Annotated in this window: 18 protein-coding genes; 5 read left to right on the top strand and 13 right to left on the bottom strand. The window is 43.0% G+C overall.

Annotated elements, in window-relative coordinates; genetic code table 11:
• Nucleotides 1-67 precede the first annotated feature (67 nt).
• On the top strand, nt 68-580 hold the full coding sequence (locus H5185_RS05665; protein WP_182741576.1) for a DUF2937 family protein: 513 nt from the start codon (nt 68-70) through the stop codon (nt 578-580).
• A gap of 30 nt (nt 581-610) precedes the next feature.
• Nucleotides 611-1084: a peroxiredoxin gene (locus tag H5185_RS05660; RefSeq protein WP_124018220.1), complete on the top strand. Its 474-nt coding sequence runs from the start codon at nt 611-613 to the stop codon at nt 1082-1084.
• Between the two features lie 81 nt (nt 1085-1165).
• Here the strand turns inward: H5185_RS05660 and H5185_RS05655 are convergent, their stop codons facing one another.
• The 11 genes from H5185_RS05655 to H5185_RS05605 all read right to left on the bottom strand — a co-directional run bounded on the left by H5185_RS05655 (nt 1166) and on the right by H5185_RS05605 (nt 12201).
• Complete coding sequence (locus tag H5185_RS05655; RefSeq protein ID WP_182741575.1) at nt 1166-3121, bottom strand: methyl-accepting chemotaxis protein; 1956 nt, start codon at nt 3119-3121, stop codon at nt 1166-1168.
• Between the two features lie 124 nt (nt 3122-3245).
• Nucleotides 3246-4577 carry a two-component system sensor histidine kinase EnvZ gene (gene envZ / locus H5185_RS05650; protein WP_124018222.1) on the bottom strand — a complete coding sequence of 444 codons (1332 nt, stop codon included), beginning with the start codon at nt 4575-4577 and terminating at the stop codon, nt 3246-3248.
• Between the two features lie 3 nt (nt 4578-4580).
• Nucleotides 4581-5306: a two-component system response regulator OmpR gene (gene ompR / locus H5185_RS05645; protein WP_182697654.1), complete on the bottom strand. Its 726-nt coding sequence runs from the start codon at nt 5304-5306 to the stop codon at nt 4581-4583.
• Between the two features lie 205 nt (nt 5307-5511).
• On the bottom strand, nt 5512-5679 hold the full coding sequence (locus H5185_RS05640) for a hypothetical protein (RefSeq protein ID WP_182722997.1): 168 nt from the start codon (nt 5677-5679) through the stop codon (nt 5512-5514).
• A 44-nt stretch (nt 5680-5723) separates the two neighbouring features.
• Nucleotides 5724-6533 (bottom strand): hypothetical protein, encoded by an 810-nt coding sequence (locus H5185_RS05635; protein ID WP_182722998.1) that lies wholly within the window; start codon nt 6531-6533, stop codon nt 5724-5726.
• A gap of 239 nt (nt 6534-6772) precedes the next feature.
• Entirely contained in the window at nt 6773-7705 is a 933-nt protein-coding gene (gene cyoE, locus H5185_RS05630) for a heme o synthase (RefSeq protein WP_182722999.1), read from the bottom strand.
• 13 nt (nt 7706-7718) lie between these two features.
• Entirely contained in the window at nt 7719-8048 is a 330-nt protein-coding gene (gene cyoD / locus H5185_RS05625; protein ID WP_182723000.1) for a cytochrome o ubiquinol oxidase subunit IV, read from the bottom strand.
• A complete protein-coding gene (gene cyoC / locus H5185_RS05620; protein WP_182723001.1) occupies nt 8048-8671 on the bottom strand; it encodes a cytochrome o ubiquinol oxidase subunit III in 624 nt (207 codons plus the stop codon). The genes cyoD and cyoC overlap by 1 nt, the downstream gene beginning before the upstream one ends.
• Nucleotides 8671-10653, bottom strand: a complete 1983-nt coding sequence (gene cyoB / locus H5185_RS05615; RefSeq protein ID WP_182723002.1) for a cytochrome o ubiquinol oxidase subunit I — start codon at nt 10651-10653, stop codon at nt 8671-8673. Before cyoB ends, cyoC begins: the two co-directional genes overlap by 1 nt.
• Nucleotides 10654-10655: 2 nt before the next feature.
• Nucleotides 10656-11693: a ubiquinol oxidase subunit II gene (gene cyoA / locus H5185_RS05610; RefSeq protein ID WP_182723003.1), complete on the bottom strand. Its 1038-nt coding sequence runs from the start codon at nt 11691-11693 to the stop codon at nt 10656-10658.
• Nucleotides 11694-11868: 175 nt separating this feature from the next.
• A complete protein-coding gene (locus tag H5185_RS05605) occupies nt 11869-12201 on the bottom strand; it encodes a hypothetical protein (RefSeq protein WP_243640999.1) in 333 nt (110 codons plus the stop codon).
• An 800-nt stretch (nt 12202-13001) separates the two neighbouring features.
• On the opposite strand from H5185_RS05605, the gene H5185_RS05600 reads away from it, so the two are divergent.
• Nucleotides 13002-13817, top strand: a complete 816-nt coding sequence (locus tag H5185_RS05600; protein ID WP_182723004.1) for a RecX family transcriptional regulator — start codon at nt 13002-13004, stop codon at nt 13815-13817.
• A 137-nt stretch (nt 13818-13954) separates the two neighbouring features.
• Complete coding sequence (locus H5185_RS05595; RefSeq protein ID WP_310741659.1) at nt 13955-15511, top strand: EAL domain-containing protein; 1557 nt, start codon at nt 13955-13957, stop codon at nt 15509-15511.
• 155 nt (nt 15512-15666) lie between these two features.
• Here H5185_RS05595 and H5185_RS05590 read toward each other — a convergent pair whose 3' ends face one another.
• Nucleotides 15667-17043, bottom strand: a complete 1377-nt coding sequence (locus H5185_RS05590; RefSeq protein WP_220492547.1) for a lyase family protein — start codon at nt 17041-17043, stop codon at nt 15667-15669.
• A 92-nt stretch (nt 17044-17135) separates the two neighbouring features.
• Between H5185_RS05590 and acnA the strand changes: the two genes are divergently transcribed.
• A complete protein-coding gene (gene acnA, locus H5185_RS05585; RefSeq protein WP_182723006.1) occupies nt 17136-19871 on the top strand; it encodes an aconitate hydratase AcnA in 2736 nt (911 codons plus the stop codon).
• A 199-nt stretch (nt 19872-20070) separates the two neighbouring features.
• Here the strand turns inward: acnA and H5185_RS05580 are convergent.
• Nucleotides 20071-21516: methyl-accepting chemotaxis protein (locus tag H5185_RS05580; RefSeq protein WP_182741573.1), on the bottom strand; the 1446-nt coding region annotated here is incomplete at its 5' end.

Below are 21516 nucleotides of genomic sequence, written 5' to 3'. Positions count from 1 at the left end.
TGCTTAGTTAACTGAGAGGTGATATTGTGGTGTTTGTGAATTTATTTTTATCGTAACCGATGACATCATGATAAAACATTTAATGGACTACCTTCGTTTAGTGCTGTTTGTTTGTGGCGTATTGATTGGCATTCAAGTTCCCGGCTTTGTTGACCAATACGGCCAACGCCTAGAAGCGCATCAGTTAGAGGCAAAGCAGAGTTTGGGTGAGTTTCAGCATGACGCCAACCGTTTTTTTGGTGGTGATATCAATAAACTGATCCGTCATTATCGACAAAATAACGACCCAGTGTTCAGTGCTGGTGGTGAGAGTATTGAGTCTATCTACCAGCGTTATGTACTACTAACTGATGCATTAACTCGTTTTCGTCAACATAGTTATAGTCCTTACCAGCAAGTGTTTCTCGCACCACAAACAGACATTCAGGCTGAAGTATGGCAAAACTATTCGCATGTTATTTTGTTAAAACCAGAAGCCATTGCGGTAGGTATGTTGTTAGGACTATTGATCTCGATTCTATGTGAATCAGTATTATCTATTCTATATTTGGGCTGCCGTAAAGTATTGGCGCCAAGATAACCCTTCTTATTTAACTGTTAAGGAAATATTATGATCGCGAAAGGACAATCTCTACCAAAAGCTACCCTAAGCCAACTGACTAAAGACGGTATGGTTAACCATGATGTAACTGAATTATTTGCCGGTAAAAAAGTGGTCTTATTTGCCGTGCCGGGTGCATTTACCCCAACGTGTTCAGAAGCGCATTTGCCTGGTTTTGTTGTATTAGCTGACGAGTTCAAAGCTAAAGGTGTTGATCTTATTGCTTGTGTTGCTGTAAATGATGCATTCGTTATGAAAGCGTGGGGCGAAGCGCAAAATGCATCTGAATTGATGATGCTTGCAGATGGTGATGCCAGCTTCACTAAAGCATTAGGCTTAGAAATGGATACCGCAGGTTTTGGTGGCATTCGTTCACAACGTTATGCAATGGTCATTGACAATGGCGTGGTGACTTTACTGAACGTTGAAGAAGGTAAGTCATTTGAAGTCAGCACTGCAGAAGCGGTAATGGCTGCACTATAATCTGTTCATAACAGCTTGATGATATGACAAAAGGGTGCCTAATGTGGCACCCTTTTTACATTTGAAAAGCCTGTTAGAGATTTAAACCTTACTCGCACCAATCCCCAAGTTTTGTTCGATATTATCGACACTGTTGCTCACTTCTAATGCAATGGTCTCACTTTGTTCAAAGGCATGCTTTGCCCGCTGGAGTAAATTGTCCATGGCTGCTACAAACTCATCAAGATGATGCACTTGTTGGTTAGCGTGTTCACTGCCTTGGCTGGCACTCTTTGCCATAGTACTGGCTTGTTGCTGTACTTGCTTAGCCACTGTTAACAAGCTTTGCGCGCGTATTTTTTGTTGTTCAGATGCTTGGCTAATGTCATTAACGCTGCTACTGAGCGCAGCATTAGAGGCCGTTAATTGGGTCAATATCGCCATAATATCTTTAAGCGATAACTGGGTTCGATGAGATAAGTTACGCACCTCATCGGCTACGACCGCAAATCCACGGCCTTGTTCGCCCGCTCTTGCGGCTTCAATAGCAGCATTGAGTGCCAATAAATTAGTTTGATCGGCAATATTACCAATCACATCAACAATTTTAGCGGCATCAGCGACAGAGGTACTTAGCTGGGTTAGTGAACGGTTACATTGGTTGACTGTCGTCAGGGTATTTTCGGTTGCCGTCAACACACCTTGCGCCTCTTGCTGGCTGGCTAGCATGTCATTCATGGTCTGTTGGGCGCTGTCTGTTAACTCGCTAGACGACCGGTTTACTAATTCGGCTAGCGCAATTAAATCAGCGGTTTGCCCTTGTGCTTGCTGCACCACGGTTTGCGTTTGCTGGGTGCTATTTGATAATGAGCCTATTCTGGCAACTAATTCGCTTAATGAGTGCGACACTTGGGTCATATTGTGTTTTTGCTGCTCATCCTCTTGCTCAAATCGTTGCAGTAGTCGATTAAAATGCGCCGCAATTTGGCCTGTCTCACATTGGCTTGTTACGGGGAGCGGTTCACGTTGGTTAGACTCACTTAACATAGAAAAAGCACGATTTAAGCGTTTTAACGGCGCTACAACTCTGCGCTGTTGTAAGATTAAATAAATCACTGAAAACAGTGCCAGCAAGGTCACCATGCTATACAGCAACCATTGTAAGTTGCGCTTTAATTGTTGGTCAGTTGCTGTCTGTATATCGGCCAGAGACACTAATTGCTGCTCGACTTGGCTAGTCGCATTCATTAGCGCCTTTTGTACCGCTTGAATATCGGTTTGCATTTGCTTGGTGTTGGCAACCTCTTTACTGTAGCGCTGGGTTAAGCTGAGTAATTCTGAGCGAGGCGTTTCGCCAATTTCAACTCGCTCGGGCTCATCATCACCTAAGGCAAACTCATCGACTTCTTCAGTGCGGTAAATGCCTAATAATGGCAGTTTTTGCAAATCATCATGCCAAGTATTAAGCGCACTTATAGAGAAGTTAACACTGTTGATTACGCCCGTATCTTGGTCTATTAGTAAGGTTTGGGTTAGCTGTGATAATTGATAAACCAAGCTGGGTAATTCCAGCGTAAGCGCTAAATATTGCTGAGCATCGCTGTTGTCTTGTGGGGCCGATTGAGCATAGCGGGTTAGGCTGCGAGCGTAGTTGAGCATTTCTGATTCAGCAAATGCTAACAATTGACGTGGATTACCTGCTAGTTTGCCAGCAGCACGATATTTAGTGTCTAAGTCGCTGATCAGCTGGGTCATTAACTCAGTTAACGAGGTGCTATCTAGCTGCGGATGTGCCTGATGTAATTGGTTAATGCTGTTGGTGATACCTATAATATCGGTACGCGCTTGTTCGAGGTAGTTGCTTTGCCCAGTTTGTAGGTAGTTACTTATATTATTGCGTACATCGAACTGAAAGGTGTGTTGGATTTGCTGTAAATTTTGATTGAGCTGTTCGCTCACTTGTCGTTGCTGGTTACTCCATAGCACTGTTGCCGCTAATAAGGCTGCAAGTATTAATAATAATGCCGATGCACCGAGGGATAAAGTTGATATTTTCATGCTATCCAAACTTAACAGAAAGACCATTATGTGTATTTTATGGCACTAATGTTACAGTTTGTGTTGCGCAGTGAAGGTTGTTTAAGATAGGCCGAAAATAGGTCATAACATCAGTTTAGTGATATTAGTTTTTATCGATTATCGGCAGTGATACGAGTGCTTTCAGGCCGCCTTGGGGGCGATTAGACAATTGAATATTGCCATGATGACGGTCAACAATGCGCTTAATAATGGCTAAACCTAGGCCTGAGCCCACACTGCCACGAGCTGAGTCGCCTTGGGTAAAGGGTTGAAACAGTGACTCGACTTTAGTTTCATCAATGCCGGGGCCATTATCTTCAACACTAAAACATACTGTATTACCTTGATGATAAGAGCTTATTTTTATCCAGCCATTACCATAACGGAAAGCATTTTCAACTAAATTACTCAGCACCCGTTTGATCGCTACACTATTAATGGCGATGTCAGGACAATCGGCTAATGATAATTCGAGGGTTTCTTCACGATGTGACTCTTGTTGGCTAATTTCTTGGATTAAGCGGTTGATTTGGTCAGGCTCACGAACGCCTTCTTGGTCGTTACGAATGTATGCAATAAATTGGTTAATAATCGCATCCATGTCTTCAATATCGGTGACTATGCCTTCTTTTAGATACTGATCATCTTCTACCATCATTTCAGATGCTAAGCGAATGCGGGTTAACGGAGTGCGTAAATCGTGAGAAATTCCAGCCATCAGTAGGGCACGGTCTTGCTCAAGTTGCTTCATGCTGTTGGCCATTTGGTTAAATGCATGAGTTACTTCAACAATCTCGGTAGAGCCGCTTAATGGTAACGTTGGCGGAAAATCACCTTTAGATACCGCGACGGCAGCTTTTTGCAGTCGTTTTAACGGTCTGTTTTGTCGCCGTGCAAACAACCAGCCTCCGGCGACACTGAGCCCACCAATAACTAATAAATACAGCGTTAATGGCGATAAATCTGACTCGTTAATACTGCTCAGCGGCACTTTAATCCATAACGTCGGTGCTTGTGGTGGCTTAATCCACACATTGAGTTTTTCACCTTGCGAAAAACGCACTTCAGCTTCACCGCCCAGATATACCGACATTTGCTCAGATAAAAAGCTGTAATAAGTGGCTTGGTTCAGTCCCGCTTCTTGAGCTTGTTTAAGATTATAAACTGTCATGCCATCGTCACGCACTTTGGCATTTAAGGCATCAACCATGGTGAGATGTTCACGGCCAACATCAACACCATCGACAAATAAAATATTGATTTGGCGGGCGATCAGTTGGTTAATTTGTTCATAACTGGGTTTGATAAAGTAAACGGCGACAGACCAATAAGACACCAATTGATTGATCAGCAGTAAACTGCCAATCAACAATACGGTCTGGCTAAAAGCGCTGCGGGGTAAAAAGCGTTGCCACCATTTTAACTTAAGTTCCATGACTTATTTACGTGTGGTGCCGTCGGGGACAAATACATAACCTAAGCCCCAAACCGTTTGGATATAGCGTGGGTTAGCAGCATCTTTCTCAATTAAACGGCGTAGGCGTGAAACCTGCACATCAATAGAACGCTCAAGTGCCGAATAATCACGCCCTCGAGCAAGGTTCATCAGCTTGTCACGCGATAATGGCTCTCTAGGGTGGTTAACCAGTACTTTAAGTACTGCAAATTCACCGCTGGTTAGGGCAATGCTTTCATCACCATGAAACATTTCACGGGTGGCAAGATTTAGTGAAAACTCACCAAATTCAATCATTTCTTCTTGTTGAGCTGGTGCTCCAGGGACTTCGATTATTTGACGACGCATTACCGCTTTAATGCGCGCTAACAATTCACGCGGGTTAAAGGGTTTTGGTAAGTAGTCATCTGCGCCCAGTTCTAGGCCAATAATTCGGTCTACTTCATCGCCTTTGGCGGTTAACATCACAATCGGAATCGGGTTTTCTTGTTGGCGCAAGCGGCGACAAATCGATAAACCATCTTCACCGGGTAGCATCAGATCAAGTACTAAAAGGTGAAAGTTTTCGCGCTCAAGTAATCTATCCATTTGTTCTGCATTCGCAGCACTACGAACTTGGAAGCCTTGCTCTATCAAGTAACGTTCTAATAATGAACGTAATCTCATGTCGTCATCGACAACGAGAATCTTCGAGGTTTCTTGGCCCATGACATATCCTTTAAACACTAAATTGATACCAGCAATGACTCAGTATGAAGTGTAATCGCTTAAATTTGAATAGCTGATTGTGGCAGAAATTGTAACTAAATAGCTGTAAATGTTTGTTTATCGCATAAATAGTACTGGATAGTTACATAAGTTGTCTTTCATTAAACTATTTAGGGTTAATGAGGTGATGGATAACGACTTATCATTATCCTTGTAATAACCGGCTAATACTGTGGCGTAAGATGCGTTTAGCGGCCAAAAATGTAATCGCAATAATCAGTAAAGTGCAAAACACAATCCCATATAGCCATAACATAGGTTGCCACATTGATACCCCTAATAGGCTTATGCTGTAGTCATCTATTGTGAGCATCAGTAAGCCTGCGCACAGAGCTGCAATTTCATATTCGGTTTGAGCTAACGTCGATATCGTTGATTAATCGCGATGTCATCAGGATTGGCCTCCATCATAAAAGATAACGTCAATTGCTGTTTACTTGGCTGATAAACAATGCTCGAAATGGCGCTTAATAAGCTTGATGTTTGTTGTGGATGGCTATTAAACATGGGCTCAATGATCAGCTGCTTTTGTTGCAGTACAAATCGCCCCCATTGTAGATGGGTGAAGTGCTCATTAGCTTGTGGGTCTTGGTGGAGGTTAATCTTCACCATGGCGTAATAGCCATTATCGAACAGCACCAAGCTACTCAGTGCCGGGGTCGACAACTGATGCCAGACACCATAGACAGATTGGCTTGGAGTGATGTCATAGTGATGTTGTTCATCGGCAACGCTGTCACCATTAGTGTCGATACTAAAGACTAACTGGGCTGACTCGACAGTAATTGCTATGTGCAATTTAGGATGAGCTATTTGGTAGGCAACTAGACCCTGTTGTTGATTACTACTGTAGCTTGGGAAAAAGTGAACATCTGCTTGTTGGATATCTATTCGCCCCCATTCTGCAACGCTGTTTTGTGGCTCAATTAAGTTTAATTGTATGTATAAGTAACTCTGGTCATGAGTTAACTGTAACAGCGTGATTTGTTCTGGGCTATCAATGATCCAATTACCAAAAATAGTCGCTGTAGGCGGCGATTGTGGGGCTGCATACAGTGAGTTGACCGTGATCAAAGCGCACACTAGCAACAACAATCGCGGAACGATATTTTTGACGCGATTAAGTGCAAGCGCTGGATGCTGACTTGGGCGTGACATGATAAACATAAGATCCCTTTATGTTTGCCTTTACAGTTCGGTGTGATTCTTATTGAACCGTGAGAGGTCTAGCTAGTGTATTTTAACTCCAAATCTTAGCGAGCACTAAGCTTAGACCTTAGTGTTAAATCCTAATTGATGGCTTAATTTTTAGAGTTTAAGCCTAGTAAAATATTCTGATTAATCAAATAAAAAAGCCCATTGCATTATGCAATGGGCTTAAGAATGGTTAATTTTTGCTGAGGGACTTAAGGCGCTAATGTTAGCAGTGCAGGTTGGGCTATAACTTGAAAGTCCAATGCCATGGTCACGCTTAATGCGGTAATGGTAATAATGGAAAATCCAAATACTTGCCTAGCCCAAGACTGTAAGTTGATGTCGCGACGATAACCTTTTAACGCCATGGCTAACCACCATAAACTGGTGGCAAAGGTTACGGCCATAAAGGCAATACCTGTATAACCCGCCAGCGGTAATAGTGCGCTAACCAATGCAAACACGGCAATGTAGAGCACTATATGCAGTTTTGCTTTGGCCATACCTTCAGCAACAGGTAACACCGGAATGTTGGCTGCGGCATAGTCATCAAAGCGAAATATTGCAATTGCATACGAGTGCGGCATTTGCCATAAACTGAACATCAGTAGCAAAATGATTGCACCTGTGTCCATTTGTCCACTGACCGCACAATAGCCTACAACTGGTGGCACAGCACCTGAGAAACTACCCACTAAGGTGCCGTAAACCGAGTTGCGCTTCATGTATAGACTGTACACGCCGACATAAACCACATAACCGATAGCGGCAAATAATACCGCTAAATTGTTAGTGAATATCACTAGCATGGTAAAGCCAATAATCCCCAGACCAATGCCAAAGCTCAATACAGCTTGTACCGATATTTCACCGGTAACGGTAACTCGGTTACGAGTACGCTGCATTTTGGCGTCGATATCGCGATCAATACAATTATTGACAGCGCAACCAGACGCCACCACTAAAGAGAGCCCTATCATGGTTGCAAACATCAAGGTCCAATCTACGTTACCTTGTGCGGCGAGTAAAAACCCGCCGGCGACGGAAATTAAATTGCCCATGATGATGCCAGGTTTAGTTACCTGAACATATCCTCGTAAGCGTGATGTTAATTGTGCTGACATAGATTGACCTTGATTATTCATGATAGCTGTCTAATTACATCATCAATTCGTTAGCTGCGTAGATAATCCACACAGATAAACCCACTACCATGACAATAATCAGTGCAGTGAATAAGAAAGAGAATGTATTGATCCTGCCTTCTTTAGAAAAATCTAAATGAAGGAAGTACTTTAAGTGCACCACGATTTGTACTATTGCCGCAGCAACCACAATCCATAAGGTGGTTGTATGGTCAAAGCTGTGAGTCATTACCGACCAAAATGGAATACCGGTTAAGATCACCGATAACACAAAGCCGACTAAATATGACTTAACACTGGCGCCAAAGTCGCCCTCGCCGTGGCTTGAATGTGCATTGATCATCACAAGACTCCTAACAAATAAACAACGGTAAACACACACACCCACACGATGTCTAAGAAATGCCAGAATAAACTTAAGCAACTTAGGCGAGTGATACTACGATTATTTAAACCGCACTTGATAACTTCGACCATCATGATCAGCATCCAAATTAAGCCCGCGGTAACATGCAAGCCATGCATGCCGACTAAGGCAAAAAATGCTGATAAAAAGGCGCTGCGATCTGGGCCATTGCCGTGTTCAATCAGATGATGGAACTCGTATACTTCCATCGTGATAAACACACAACCTAACGCGAAGGTGATTAACAACCACGCTAATGTCGCCGCTTTCTTTTGGTGTCTAGCGCAAATCATGGCAAAGCCATAAGTAATACTACTGACTAGTAAGGCGGCGGTTTCGATAAGCACGAAGTCTAATTCGAAAATATCTTTGCCCGACACCCCACCATCTGTGTTCATGAATAACACTGCATAAGTCGCAAAAACGGATGCGAACAAAATACAGTCGGTCATTAGATAAATCCAAAAACCGAATAAGGTGTTACCACTGGTATCGTGGTGTTCGTCATGGTGCTCAGTAGAATGAGCGTCGTGTAAATCTGCTTTAATAGCAATACTCATTATCTGCCCCTTGCTACGTTATCTATATGTGCATTTTCAATACGCGCGATTTCGTCTGGCTGCACGTAGTAGTCAACATCATTGTCGTAAGCACGCACTAAGAACAATACAAACGCACCTGCAAATCCAACAATGGCTAACCACCAAATATGCCAAATTGCGGCAAATCCCATTGCGGTAATCGCAGCGGCCATAAATATCCCACTGGCGGTATTTTTAGGCATATGAATCGGCTGGTATGTTTCACGACGTTGATAGGCAGTGCCTTTCTCTTTCATGTCGGTGAACGCATCAATGTCTGTTACTGGATCTAACTGGGCATAGTTATAGAACTGTGGTGGTGAAGAGGTTGACCACTCAAGCGTATGGCCATTCCATGGATCACCAGTAGTATCTAAGTTCTGCTCACGATCACGGAAGCTGACATACAATTGTACAAACTGTAAAATAATACCCACAAGGATGATAAACGCGCCGACCACGGCAAAGTAAAGCCAGAAGTTCCACGCTGGGTTATCTGTGTGGTTAATACGACGAGTCATGCCCATAAAACCAAGCACATATAACGGCATAAAGGCGATATAGAAGCCTATCTGCCAACACCAAAATGATGCCTTACCTAAACGTTCATTGAGGTGGAAGCCCATCGCTTTAGGGAACCAGTAGGCAAAACCAGCCATGTAACCAAATACCGCACCACCAATAATGGTGTTATGGAAATGGGCGATTAAAAACAAGCTGTTATGTAGTACATAATCTGCGCCAGGTAATGCTAACAATACTCCGGTCATGCCGCCGATGGTGAAGGTCACCATAAAGCCTAAAGACCACAATACTGGCACGGTGAAACGTAAACGGCCGCGATAAATGGTAAATAACCAGTTAAACAGTTTTACCCCAGTCGGCACCGCAATCACCATGGTCATCACCCCGAAGAAGGCGTTAACGTTAGCGCTCGACCCCATGGTAAAGAAATGGTGTAACCACACAATAAAGCCAAGTACAGAAATCGCACCCGTTGCCCACACCATTGAGGTGTAACCAAATAAGCGCTTAGAAGTAAAGGTTGAAAACACTTCAGAGAAAATACCGAAAGCCGGTAATACCAAAATGTATACTTCAGGATGACCCCAAGCCCAAAACAGGTTGATGTACATCATGGCGTTACCGCCACCGTCATTGGTAAAGAAATGGAAATCTAAATAACGGTCTAAGGTTAATAAACCTAACACAGCGGTTAAAATTGGGAACGATGCAACGATTAACACGTTTGCCCAAGTACAGGCCCAAGTGAAAATTGGCATTTGCATTAGCTTCATGCCCGGAGCGCGCATTTTCAACACAGTGGCGATAAAGTTCACCCCGGTTAAGGTTGTCCCGATGCCGGATATTTGCAAGGCCCAGATGTAATAATCAACCCCCACCCCCGGACTGTATGCGAGTTCTGACAATGGCGGATAAGCTACCCAACCCGTTTTGGCAAATTCACCTAATCCAAGTGATATATTGATTAATATCGCCCCAGAGGTCGTTAGCCAAAAGCTTAAATTGTTTAAGAACGGGAACGCGACATCACGAGCACCAATTTGCAATGGTACGACCAAGTTCATCAGACCAATCATAAATGGCATTGCCATAAAGATAATCATGATCACGCCATGGGCAGTGAAGATTTGGTCGTAATGTTCAGGTGGTAAATACCCCGCAGCGCCATTGGTGGCAAGTGCTTGCTGAGTTCGCATCATAATCGCGTCAGAGAAACCGCGGATCAGCATTACCATTGCTAACACGATATACATGATACCGAGTTTTTTATGGTCAACCGAGGTTAACCAGTCATGCCAGAGCACGCCCCATTTTTGATACTTAGTCATTAATGCCGCGATAATGAATCCAATAATGGCAACCGCAGCAAGGGTCACCATAATAATCGGTTCATGATACGGAATTGACTCGAGAGTTAATTTTCCTAGAAATGGCATGATTATTTCGCCTCCCCAGATGCAGTCGAAGAATGCTCTGTGGTTGAATGTGAAGGTGATGAAAGCCCAGAATTTTCCGCGTCCTTGTCGACCATGTGCTCCATGTTTTGCATATGCTTGGTATGATCCATACCAGACATTGATTCCATGTTGCTCATGTCGTGCATACCTTCCATGCTGTCCATTGGTTTCATATTCGAGTCTGGATGCATGTATTGCATGACAATGTAGTTAAACATGCCTTTTTGTACTGACCCGTAGTATTGCACCGGATTGTTTTCGCTCTTTTCAGCCAGTTGCTTATATTGCTCAACATCCAAGGTATTACCTTGCTGTTTTACCTTGGCAACCCAAGCATCAAAATCGTCAGCGTTTGCAGTTGCAATCGCATTAAACTTCATTCCAGCAAATCCAGCACCACTGTAGTTAGCTGAAATACCCTCAAAAGTGCCTGGCTCGTTTGCGATAAGGTGTAACTTAGTCGCCATGCCTGCCATTGAGTAGATTTGGCTACCTAACTGCGGAATGAAAAATGAATTCATTGCTGTGTCAGAAGTGATTTTAAAGTTAACCGGAACATTGGCAGGGAAGGCCAATTCGTTAACCGATGCGATGCCATATTCAGGATAAATGAACAACCATTTCCAATCTAATGACACCACTTCAACCTTCACCGGTTTAGCGTCATGCACTAGCGGTTTGTAGGGATCTAAATCGTGAGTCGATTTCCAAGTGATAACACCAAGAATGATCACGATAATAATCGGTACGACCCACACCACGATTTCAATGGCGGTTGAGTGTGCCCATTTAGGTGCATAAATTTCTTCATCGCGACCGTCGCGGAACTTCCATGCAAAATACAAGGTCATGAAAATTACTGGAATAACCACAATCAACATCAGCAAGGTTGCCACAATAATGAGATGCTTCTCATCGATGCCGATTTGACCTTTGGGATCCAGCACGCCGCCTTCACAACCGGCTAGCATAAATGCTAATGCAGCCAGTATAGGTTTACTTAAATTTCGAATTAACAAAGGAAGATTCCTCTAACCTTAAAGCTTACTACGCTACCAACAGGGGGATTGGCAGTTGCACAATAATCATCAAACGCGAATAGTGGAAAAAGATAAACTAAATCAACAGTATGTGATTTTGGCTTAGTTTCCCAAAAAAGATATATCTCGCGAATGGCGTATTAAAATAAAAAAGTTAAGCTTGTAAAGGCGGGGCGCGACAACCATGTGCCGTATATTCTAGCGATTGAGGAATAACAGGAGATAGAGCACTTAGCGCATCGCTCAGTTCGAGCAAGTTGCTAAATTTAGAATTAAGATTGAATAAACGCCAAAAGTGCTGGATAACTAAGGGATTAATCAGCAATAAACTGATTAAACCCGCACCCAAAAATTCAGCTAATATACCGTCAGCAATAGCGATAAACTCGCCAATATCAATAAAATGTCCGATTGAAATAGACAAGGCATCAGCTAAAGGTTGCAGCAACAGTAACCCGAAACACAGTGTTAAATGTGCTTTACTCAACTTGGATAACCTTGTGATGCGATTAAGCGATTTAACAAGGTATTGGCAAAGGGTTAGTTTCAAGAAACGTTTCCAACCGAGCTCAAAGGAGTGGGTAGTTGAATCAATAGATCCAGCTGGCGATTTTCATTTGCAGGAGAATAACAAGAAGGCGCTATTGATTGAAAGTAAATCAGAGTAGTAAAACAGCGGAATTATTAAATAAACTTGAATTTGAACAATGTTTATACTGTTTATTTACATTGTTAACTGTTTTGTTACTTATCAATGGCTCAAAAGTCACAAATCTGTGATCCCTAGCACCTAATATAAATGGGTGGATGTGATCAGATATAAGCGCCTTAATTCAACAATCCTAACACGTATTGATACGTCCTTGGGGGGTTATGAGGATCATATTTTTTGCGAACTAAAATATTTTCTGGCTTCTGTATTGTTACAAATCGATACCGCAATAAACGCTTGCGGGCAGCAGATTATCTATTGAAGTTATTAGTGGCAGTCTGCGCCGGTTCAGCAGCGTTAAATAATCAAGTAATAATCACTTATGACTCGAGTATAAAGAGCCCTTCTCCACTGATGTTCCGTTGCGCGTAATGCAGCTAAGTGAATAATGATGCGGTTTTAGCACAACAAGTCTCCATCGATAAATTACACTATAATTTTTTAAAGCGCTGCAGTTAACTCACCATAAACAGCTGGTTTTTAAATGATTTAAACAATGAAATATCTAGATCTTTCTCAATAACCGACTGAGCTGCTACACTCATTTTGATTATATTAAGGTAAGATTAATTTTTATGCAGCGCCCACAACTACGCCAAGCTAAAACCATAGATAACGTTTTTAATAGTGCTTATTGGCACCTTAGTCAGCAAGACTTTACTATTGGCGAAATTCGTACCAAGCTTGAGCGTAAAACCGAGAACCAGCAATGGATTGATACCGTATTAGCCAAGCTAATCGACAGTGGTTATTTAAAAAATGACTTCGATTTTGCCGTGCGTTATTGCGAACTTGCTTTTAGCAATGAAGAGGGGACTGGCGCCATAAGGCGTAAGTTACAACTTCGCGGTGTGAGTGCAACAGAGATTGATGCCGCGCTAGAACAGGTTATGCACGAGCAAAAAATAGATACTTTTAAGCTCGCTACCTCAAGGCTACTAGGCCGATTTGAGAATTTTTACGGCACCAGCAGAGAAAAAGTCTATGCTCAAATGACCGCAAAAGGATTTTCTCGATCTGAAATTGATCATGCATTATCGTTACATCCACAAGGTGAAACATTGCGCAGTAAATTGGCGATAAAAGCAGAAAAAGTCGATTTAACAACTGAAATAATTAAGCTGTTTAATAAAGGTAAAGGTAAAACACTTATTTTACAGGAACTCAAACAGCGATTGATTGATGTGAGTGATTTTGAAGAAACCTTGTATCAATTAACCTTAACAGATGATGTCGATTTTTATCAAAGCTGTAGAAATGAGCTGGCTAAAAAACGCTATAACTTATCTGATTATAAAGAAAAGTCTAAAGCGTATGCGTTTCTATCTCGTAAAGGTTTTGCCAGTGATGAAATAAAAGAGGCCATGAGCATAGATAATGATGCATCATAAAAATAGCTTCTAGAGAAGTGCTGAACATTTTAACAATAAGCTGTGAATAGATTTTATCGATCATTAACATTTAAAATAAATATTATACTTACGTCATCATAGTCGTTATATCGCGTTAATGTGGTTGGCTACTATTCATGTGTTATTACTATTTGGGGCGGCAAATTATGTCGTTTAAACATAAGTTAGTGTCATTTATCGTTAGTTTGTCTCTGGGCACTTTGTTTTTTCTATTTTTATTCTTATGGATAGAAAAACAGATTGTCGTTGAGCAAGAGCAAGCTGCAACAACCCATTTAGCCTTAATGAGTACTATTAGCAAAGACATTCAACACACTCTTGAGCGATTAGATAGGTTTGATGATCCAGTGTGTAGTAGTGAAATGTTGCTGCATATGCGCCGTGAGAATTTCCTGTCTATCTTTATCAAAGATATAGGCTATTCAGATGAAAATGGTAAATTGCTGTGTACCGCAGGTTTAGGGATAATTGTTACAAAGAGTATGGAATCTGAGCCAGACTACATTAATAACTACGGTGCAAAAGTGTGGGTAAATAAAGCGTTAGAGCTTTTTGATAGGTTACATACAGCGGTTGTCATCAAGCATAACGCTTTCAATGTAGTGATTGAGCCTGCGGAGATCAATAAATTCAGTTCTATGGGATTCGATTGGGAAATTGTATTCAATAGAGCAAATCATTATAAACATGTGTCAGGCAGCAATAATCTATATGTCAAAGGTATCGTTGGCAGAGTGAACTTAACCCATGCCTATCAATTTCAACAATGTGATCCTGAATCATCTTACTGCGTCGCACTGAGCCTTAGTGCTGGCGAGTTTTATGAAAAAAACCGCCTGTTAATTGCTATCATTATTACGTCATCATTTTTTCTGACATTATTTTTATATTATTTTATATCATTTAAAATCAATGGTTTTATGTCAATAAGCGCTCGAGTTAAACGAGGCGTTAAATCAAACAAGTTTTTTCCTTTATTTCAACCGATAGTCAATATTCAAACCGGTAAGATCGTCGGCTGTGAAGTGCTGGCGCGATTTGAAGATAACGAAGGTAAAATATTTCCAGATGAATTTATTCCCAAAATTAGACAGCTGGGCCTGTCATGGGAGTTTACTGAGCAACTTGTTGAAAAATCGCTGCTGCGCCTAAGTGAAAGCGGTATTGATTTGAAGGGTTTTAAAGTCAATATTAATATTTTTCCTTCTGATGTTTCTAGCGGAAAAGTGTTAAAGATAATTGATCTGCCGTATGTGAATGATCATCCCATTAAGATTGTGCTTGAGATTGTAGAAGATGAACAGTTGACTGGTAAAGAGTTTGCAAACCACTTAGAGATCCTGGTGCAACATGGTTTTCTGATTGCAATCGATGATTTTGGCACTGGATATTCAAATTTAAACCAAGTGTCAAAATTGTCGTGTCATATTTTGAAAATCGATAGAAGCTTTATTAATGCCATGGAAGGAGGGTCCATCCGTTCATCATTAATACCTTATATTGTCCAAATGGCTAACGAACTTCATATAGACGTTGTTGCTGAAGGTGTTGAAAACATCATGCAACATCAAGCACTTAAAAATTTAGGAATATTAAACGGGCAAGGATGGTTATACGGTAAGCCAATGAGTGCCGATGATCTTTGCCCAATAATTAAACATTTTAAGATTTAATGTTTGGTTTTATTCTATTGGCCCAACCTTGGGTTGGAGATGAGTTCAGCAAGGCAAGTTAGCGAGATTTTACCTATTCACATAAATAGGTTTTACTCTCGCCAACTCTGTTTGGCGTTAGTCTTTTGCACTCTTAGCGCTGGCTGTTGGTGGCGTTATTGATGAGGCTTCGCGAGATGCAAGGGATCGAGTATCGCAGTGAGTTTATCTTCGCTCAGCTCGGTTTCTTCCAGTGCAATGTCTAATACCGATTTATGTTCTTTATGTGCACGTTTGGCTATTTTCGCGGCCATATCGTAACCCACCACTGAATTGAGTGCGGTGGCAAGAATAGGATTTTTCTTCAACACTTGAGTCAAGTTGTCGGTATTGGGCGCAAAATCCGCAAATACCTTATCCGTCATGGATTGGCAGGCATGGGTTAATAAATCGATGCTGGAGAGTAACTTGTCAGCAATCAGTGGCAGCATGACATTTAATTGAAAATTACCCGATTGCGCCGCGATGGTTATGGTCGTTTCATTACCGATCACTTCAGCGGCAATCATGGCAACCGCCTCCGGAATAACCGGATTAACCTTACCGGGCATTATCGATGAACCAGGTTGCAGCGCGGTTACACTAATTTCTTGTAGTCCGGCGATAGGGCCTGAGTTCATCCAGCGTAAATCATTGGCAATTTTCATTAAGGTGATCGCCAATCCTTTGAGCGCCGAAGCCACGGCAAGAGTGTGATCTTGGCTACTCATGTATAAGGCCGGAACAGGTGCCGCCTGCCAAGGATGCTGGTCTTGCTGCTGTAAATAATCACAAGCGAGTTTGGCAAAACGCGGATCACAATTAACCCCAGTGCCAACCGCAGTGCCGCCCAGAGGTAAATGATGTAAGTTGAGCTCTGCTTGTTGGAGCTTCGCTTGAGCAGCATTGAGCTGTAGTCGCCAACATTGTAGTTCTTGCCCTAAGGTAATCGGCATAGCGTCCATTAAATGGGTGCGTCCAGTTTTGACCAAATTTACATGCTCATCGGCCAAAAACGCTAATTTGTCACTTAAGCGATTAATGGCCGGATACAGTAGAGCCTTTAAATGCCGCACTGTACTAATGTGAATACCGGCAGGCACCACATCGTTGCTGCTTTGGCCCATATTGACATGATCGTTGGGGTGAACTTTATCCTGCAAAATGTCGCTGGCTAAGCTGGCAATCACTTCGTTAACATTCATATTGGAACTGGTGCCTGAACCGGTTTGGAACAGATCCAGTGGGAAATGGGTTGAAAAGTCGAGCTGTTTACTGGCGGTAATCGCTTGTTGGATCGCCGCCGCCATGGCGTTATCCAGCAAACCTAACTGACTATTAGCGTGTGCTGCCGCTGATTTTATGTCGAGTAGGGCAACGATTGCCGGTGTAGGAAAACGCCGCTCTGAAAATTGAAAATTATCCAGTGCTCGCTGGGTTTGTGCCTGATAATAAACATCATTTGGCACTTCAACTTTACCCATGCTGTCATATTCTATACGTATCTTACTCATAATATTTCCGACTCGATTTTTGATTGGGATATGTTAGTGTGTTCACTAAGCTTAGCAGGAAGTACTCATAAACGTTTATAGGGAGATCATTAATGAAAGACTCTATGCAATTATTGAAACAACTTGAGAGTAATGGAAAAAATTTCCGATATTACAGCTTTGACCGATTAGCCGAACACTTCGATTTATCCCGCTTACCCTTTGCGGCAAAAATATTATTAGAAAATCTACTGCGCTATGAAAATTCGGAGTTTGTCCAGCCAAAGGATATTGAAACCTTGGCCCGCTGGGATTTAGATGACTGGTCTGAAACCGAAATTGCCTTTGTCCCATCCCGGGTCATTTTACAAGATTTTACCGGTGTACCTTCAGTCGTCGATTTAGCCGCCATGCGTGATGCCATTATAACGCTAGGTGGTAATGCTGCCGCGATTAATCCGCTGAACCCGGTAGAGCTGGTTATTGACCACTCAGTGATGGTCGATGTATTTGCCGAAACAGGGGCGTTGCAACAAAATACTGCCATTGAAATCCAACGAAATCGCGAACGATATCAGTTTTTGCGTTGGGGTCAGCAAGCCTTCGATAACTTTAAAGTCGTGCCGCCAGGGCGCGGTATCGTGCATCAAATCAATCTAGAATATCTGGCAAGAGTGGTTTTTGTTAAAGAAGATGAAGATAACTTATTGTATCCAGACACCTTAGTCGGAACCGATTCCCATACCACCATGATCAACGGCTTGGGTGTGTTGGGGTGGGGCGTGGGCGGTATTGAGGCTGAGGCTGCGATGTTAGGCCAACCAGTGACAATGTTGTTACCCGAGATCGTTGGTTTTGAATTTGTCGGCAAATTGCCTCCTGGGGTTACCGCTACCGATCTGGTGTTAACCGTAACTGAGCAGTTGCGCTCATTTGGCGTGGTCGGCAAGTTCGTCGAGTTTTTTGGTGCCGGGGTTGATCAATTAACCTTGGCTGATAGGGCGACCATTGCCAATATGGCGCCAGAATACGGTGCCACCTGTGGCATTTTCCCGATCGACCAACAAACGCTAGATTACCTAAAACTTACTGGTCGTGATCCAGAGCATATCGAGCTGATCAAGACATATCTTAAAAAGATGGGCATGTGGGCCAGTGCATCCGACAACAAAGCCTGTTATCACGCCAGCTTACAACTGGATTTAGGCAGTATTGTGCCTTCTATCGCAGGTCCCAAAAGGCCACAGGACAGAATTGCACTTGAGCAAGCTGGAGTCAGTTTCCGTCAGTGGTTAGACAGTCAAATCCCTGTTAGCCAAATAGACGCTGAAGGTAAAGATGAGCTGGCAAGCGAGGGTGGCCCATCGGTGCAAGTCCCCGTCGTCGATGGTAGCGCAGGTGTTGCGTGTCGTTATCGAGATAAAGACTTTGTGCTCGAAGCCGGCGCTGTGGTGATAGCTGCGATAACCAGTTGTACTAATACCTCTAATCCATCAGTGTTAATCGCCGCTGGACTATTGGCCAGAAATGCCCGTAAAAAGGGTTTACAGGTTAAACCTTGGGTAAAAACCAGCTTTGCACCTGGCTCGCAGGTAGTTACGGATTATTTAATAAAATCAGGTCTTAATGTCGATTTAGATGCTCTAGGATTTCAGTTAGTTGGCTACGGTTGCACTACCTGTATTGGTAATTCCGGCCCATTGCCTCAGCCCGTCAGTGAAGCGATACAACAGGGCAGGTTGAAGGTGTGTTCGGTGTTATCGGGCAATCGTAACTTTGATGGTCGCATCCATCCAGAAGTACAAGCCAATTACTTAGCATCGCCGCCGCTGGTGGTGGCATATGCATTGGCCGGTAATATGAAAGCCGATATGGTTACTGAACCACTGGGTGAGGATGCCAATGGCAAAGCCGTGTATTTAAAAGATATCTGGCCAGACAATCAGGAAATCCAACAGGTTATGGCCAGCGCGGTGCAAAGCGAGATGTTTGTTTCCCGTTATGCCGATGTATACAGCGGTGATGTAGACTGGCAAGGACTTGAGGTAGTGCAGAGCCAAAAATATAACTGGCCTGATTCCACTTATGTTAAACAACCGCCATTCTTTGATGGGATCAGTGCAGAGGTTCCCCAAATTATGGGTATCGACAATGCCCGTTGTTTACTTAAGTTGGGTGATTCGGTCACCACCGACCATATTTCACCCGCGGGCTCTATTGCACCAGACAGCCCAGCCGGAGATTATTTACAGCAAGCAGGGGTTGCCATTAAGGACTTTAACTCTTACGGTTCACGCCGCGGCAACCATGAAGTCATGATGCGCGGCACCTTTGCCAATGTAAGGCTAAGAAATTTGCTGGCGCCAGGGACCGAAGGTTGCTGGACTCGCTTGATGCCGACAGGTGAGTCGATGACAGTATTTGATGCTGCTATGTATTATCAGCAACATAACACAGCGTGTATTGTGCTTGCGGGTAAGGAGTACGGTACTGGCAGCTCACGCGATTGGGCGGCGAAAGGGCCTGCACTTTTGGGAGTAAAAGCGGTTATCGCACAAAGTTATGAACGTATTCACCGTTCTAATTTGGTTGGCATGGGTATTTTGCCGTTGCAGTTTATGCCTGATGACAGTGCGGAGTCGCTAAATCTCACCGGTGAAGAGCAATTCAGTATTCCTGCTGTAAGCGCCGATCAGAAAACCGTCAATGTGTCAGTGATCGACAAAGCGGGTAAGCAACGTTTGTTTGAAGTTAAAATCCGTATTGATACGCCTAATGAGTTCAGTTATTACCGACATGGCGGTATTTTGCATTATGTATTACGCAATTTGGCTAAGTCGTCTAGCTAAGTCATTGAGGTGTATTTCAGTTGAACAGGGCGTTAAATAGCCTGTAAATGGGCCCAAGTTGCATGACTTGGGCCTCTTTTTTGGAATCGAGATGAGCTGTGGCAGCGATGGCTGGGGAGGCGTTATTTACTTGTATTGAGTTTGGATATCGCCGCTGGCTATATTCCCCAAACGATTGCGACCGAAATAATGCAGGGTATTAATTTTCTGCCTTGTAGCCAATTCTAAATCCGCCCCAATGTTTACCGTTAACATAAATTGGGGCAGAGAGATCATGCATCACTTCGCCGGTATCGCGTTTATATGTTTGCAATAAGAAACTTTCAACGTTACTGCCGCAGCGTTTACCTGTTGGATCATCAAAAATACGCTTGGTGCGATTACCGGCAAGATCGCGTTCGCGATTTCCGGTTAACGCTTGGGTAAATTTGCGGTTATGAGTGGGGAAATATCCTCTAACATCCACCGCACCAGCATAAATAATATCGGCATTATTATCTAAAATAGCTTCTTGAATACTCGGTAAATTTGAGTCGGTAAAACGATCAAAACCTGTGGTGAACTTTTGTGGGTTGGTATTAGGAATAGGTTGGTAATTTGAATCAAATAATTGCGCTTGTGTAAGCGAACCTTTAGTTAAGGCTTGTTCAAAAATTGCGCCGACATTGGCTGCAGCATTCAAAGCTACTTTGGCGATGACGGCATGTTTATCGGATAATTCAAAATGTTGTAGATGACGGAATATCTGTTCTGCAAAGCCACTGAGCACAAGCACCCTATCTGAAGCTTCAATTAAATCAGTATCGACTTTAAGGATAGAAGCGCCAATGCCTTCAATATTTGCCCCAATACCATTGGTATTATCAACGGTAAAATTCACGGTTTGATCCATTTGCAGCATTTCGCTCGCGGCACTGGCCATGCTTTCTTGACTGGCTTTGGTGAGTATATAAATTTCATTCATCCGACTAGACAGTTTGCCGCCCATATCACTGACTTGTTGCATGGCTTGTACTGATTGAATACTGTTTTGACCAATTTCGGATAGCAATGACTCAATACCTTGGGTTGCTTCGGCCGTTTTATGGGCCAAATTGCGCACTTCATCGGCAACGACTGCAAACCCTCTGCCTTGCTCTCCAGCTCTGGCGGCCTCAATGGCAGCATTGAGTGCCAGCATATTAGTTTGATCAGACAGTTTATTAATCGTATCTGTGATGCTGCTGATCGCGCTGGCTTTATTTTTTAGTTCGATGAGTAATACTGCGGTGGATTCAATTTCAGTCGACAATTTTTGTTGTTGTTCATCCACTTGCTTTATTTCTTCGGCGTAGCTAGACGCTTGTGTACTGGCTTCTTCAACTAGCGCTCGTACATTGGCTGATTGGCCTAATAGTTGTTGAGCACCTTGTTCTAAATTGCTGGCGCGTTGTGAGATTTCTTGAACATGCTTAACTTGTAAACCCATTGCGTGTGCGAGTTTTTCAATAAAAAATGATACTTCGGCTCCGCCAATGGCTATTCGAGTGGCGGCTTTACTTATGCCATTGGCAACGTGTTCATCTTGTTGAGATGAGTCCGTGTTATCTGCAGCTATAGGTTTTTTTTGGGTAAGCAGTATGGTGATAACAGAGGCAACCGCGAC

Source organism: Shewanella sp. SG44-6 (assembly GCF_014164185.1).
In the GTDB taxonomy this organism is placed as follows: domain Bacteria; phylum Pseudomonadota; class Gammaproteobacteria; order Enterobacterales; family Shewanellaceae; genus Shewanella; species Shewanella vesiculosa.
Note: the sequence above shows the minus strand (reverse complement) of the source record. Positions and strands in the feature narration are given on the sequence as shown.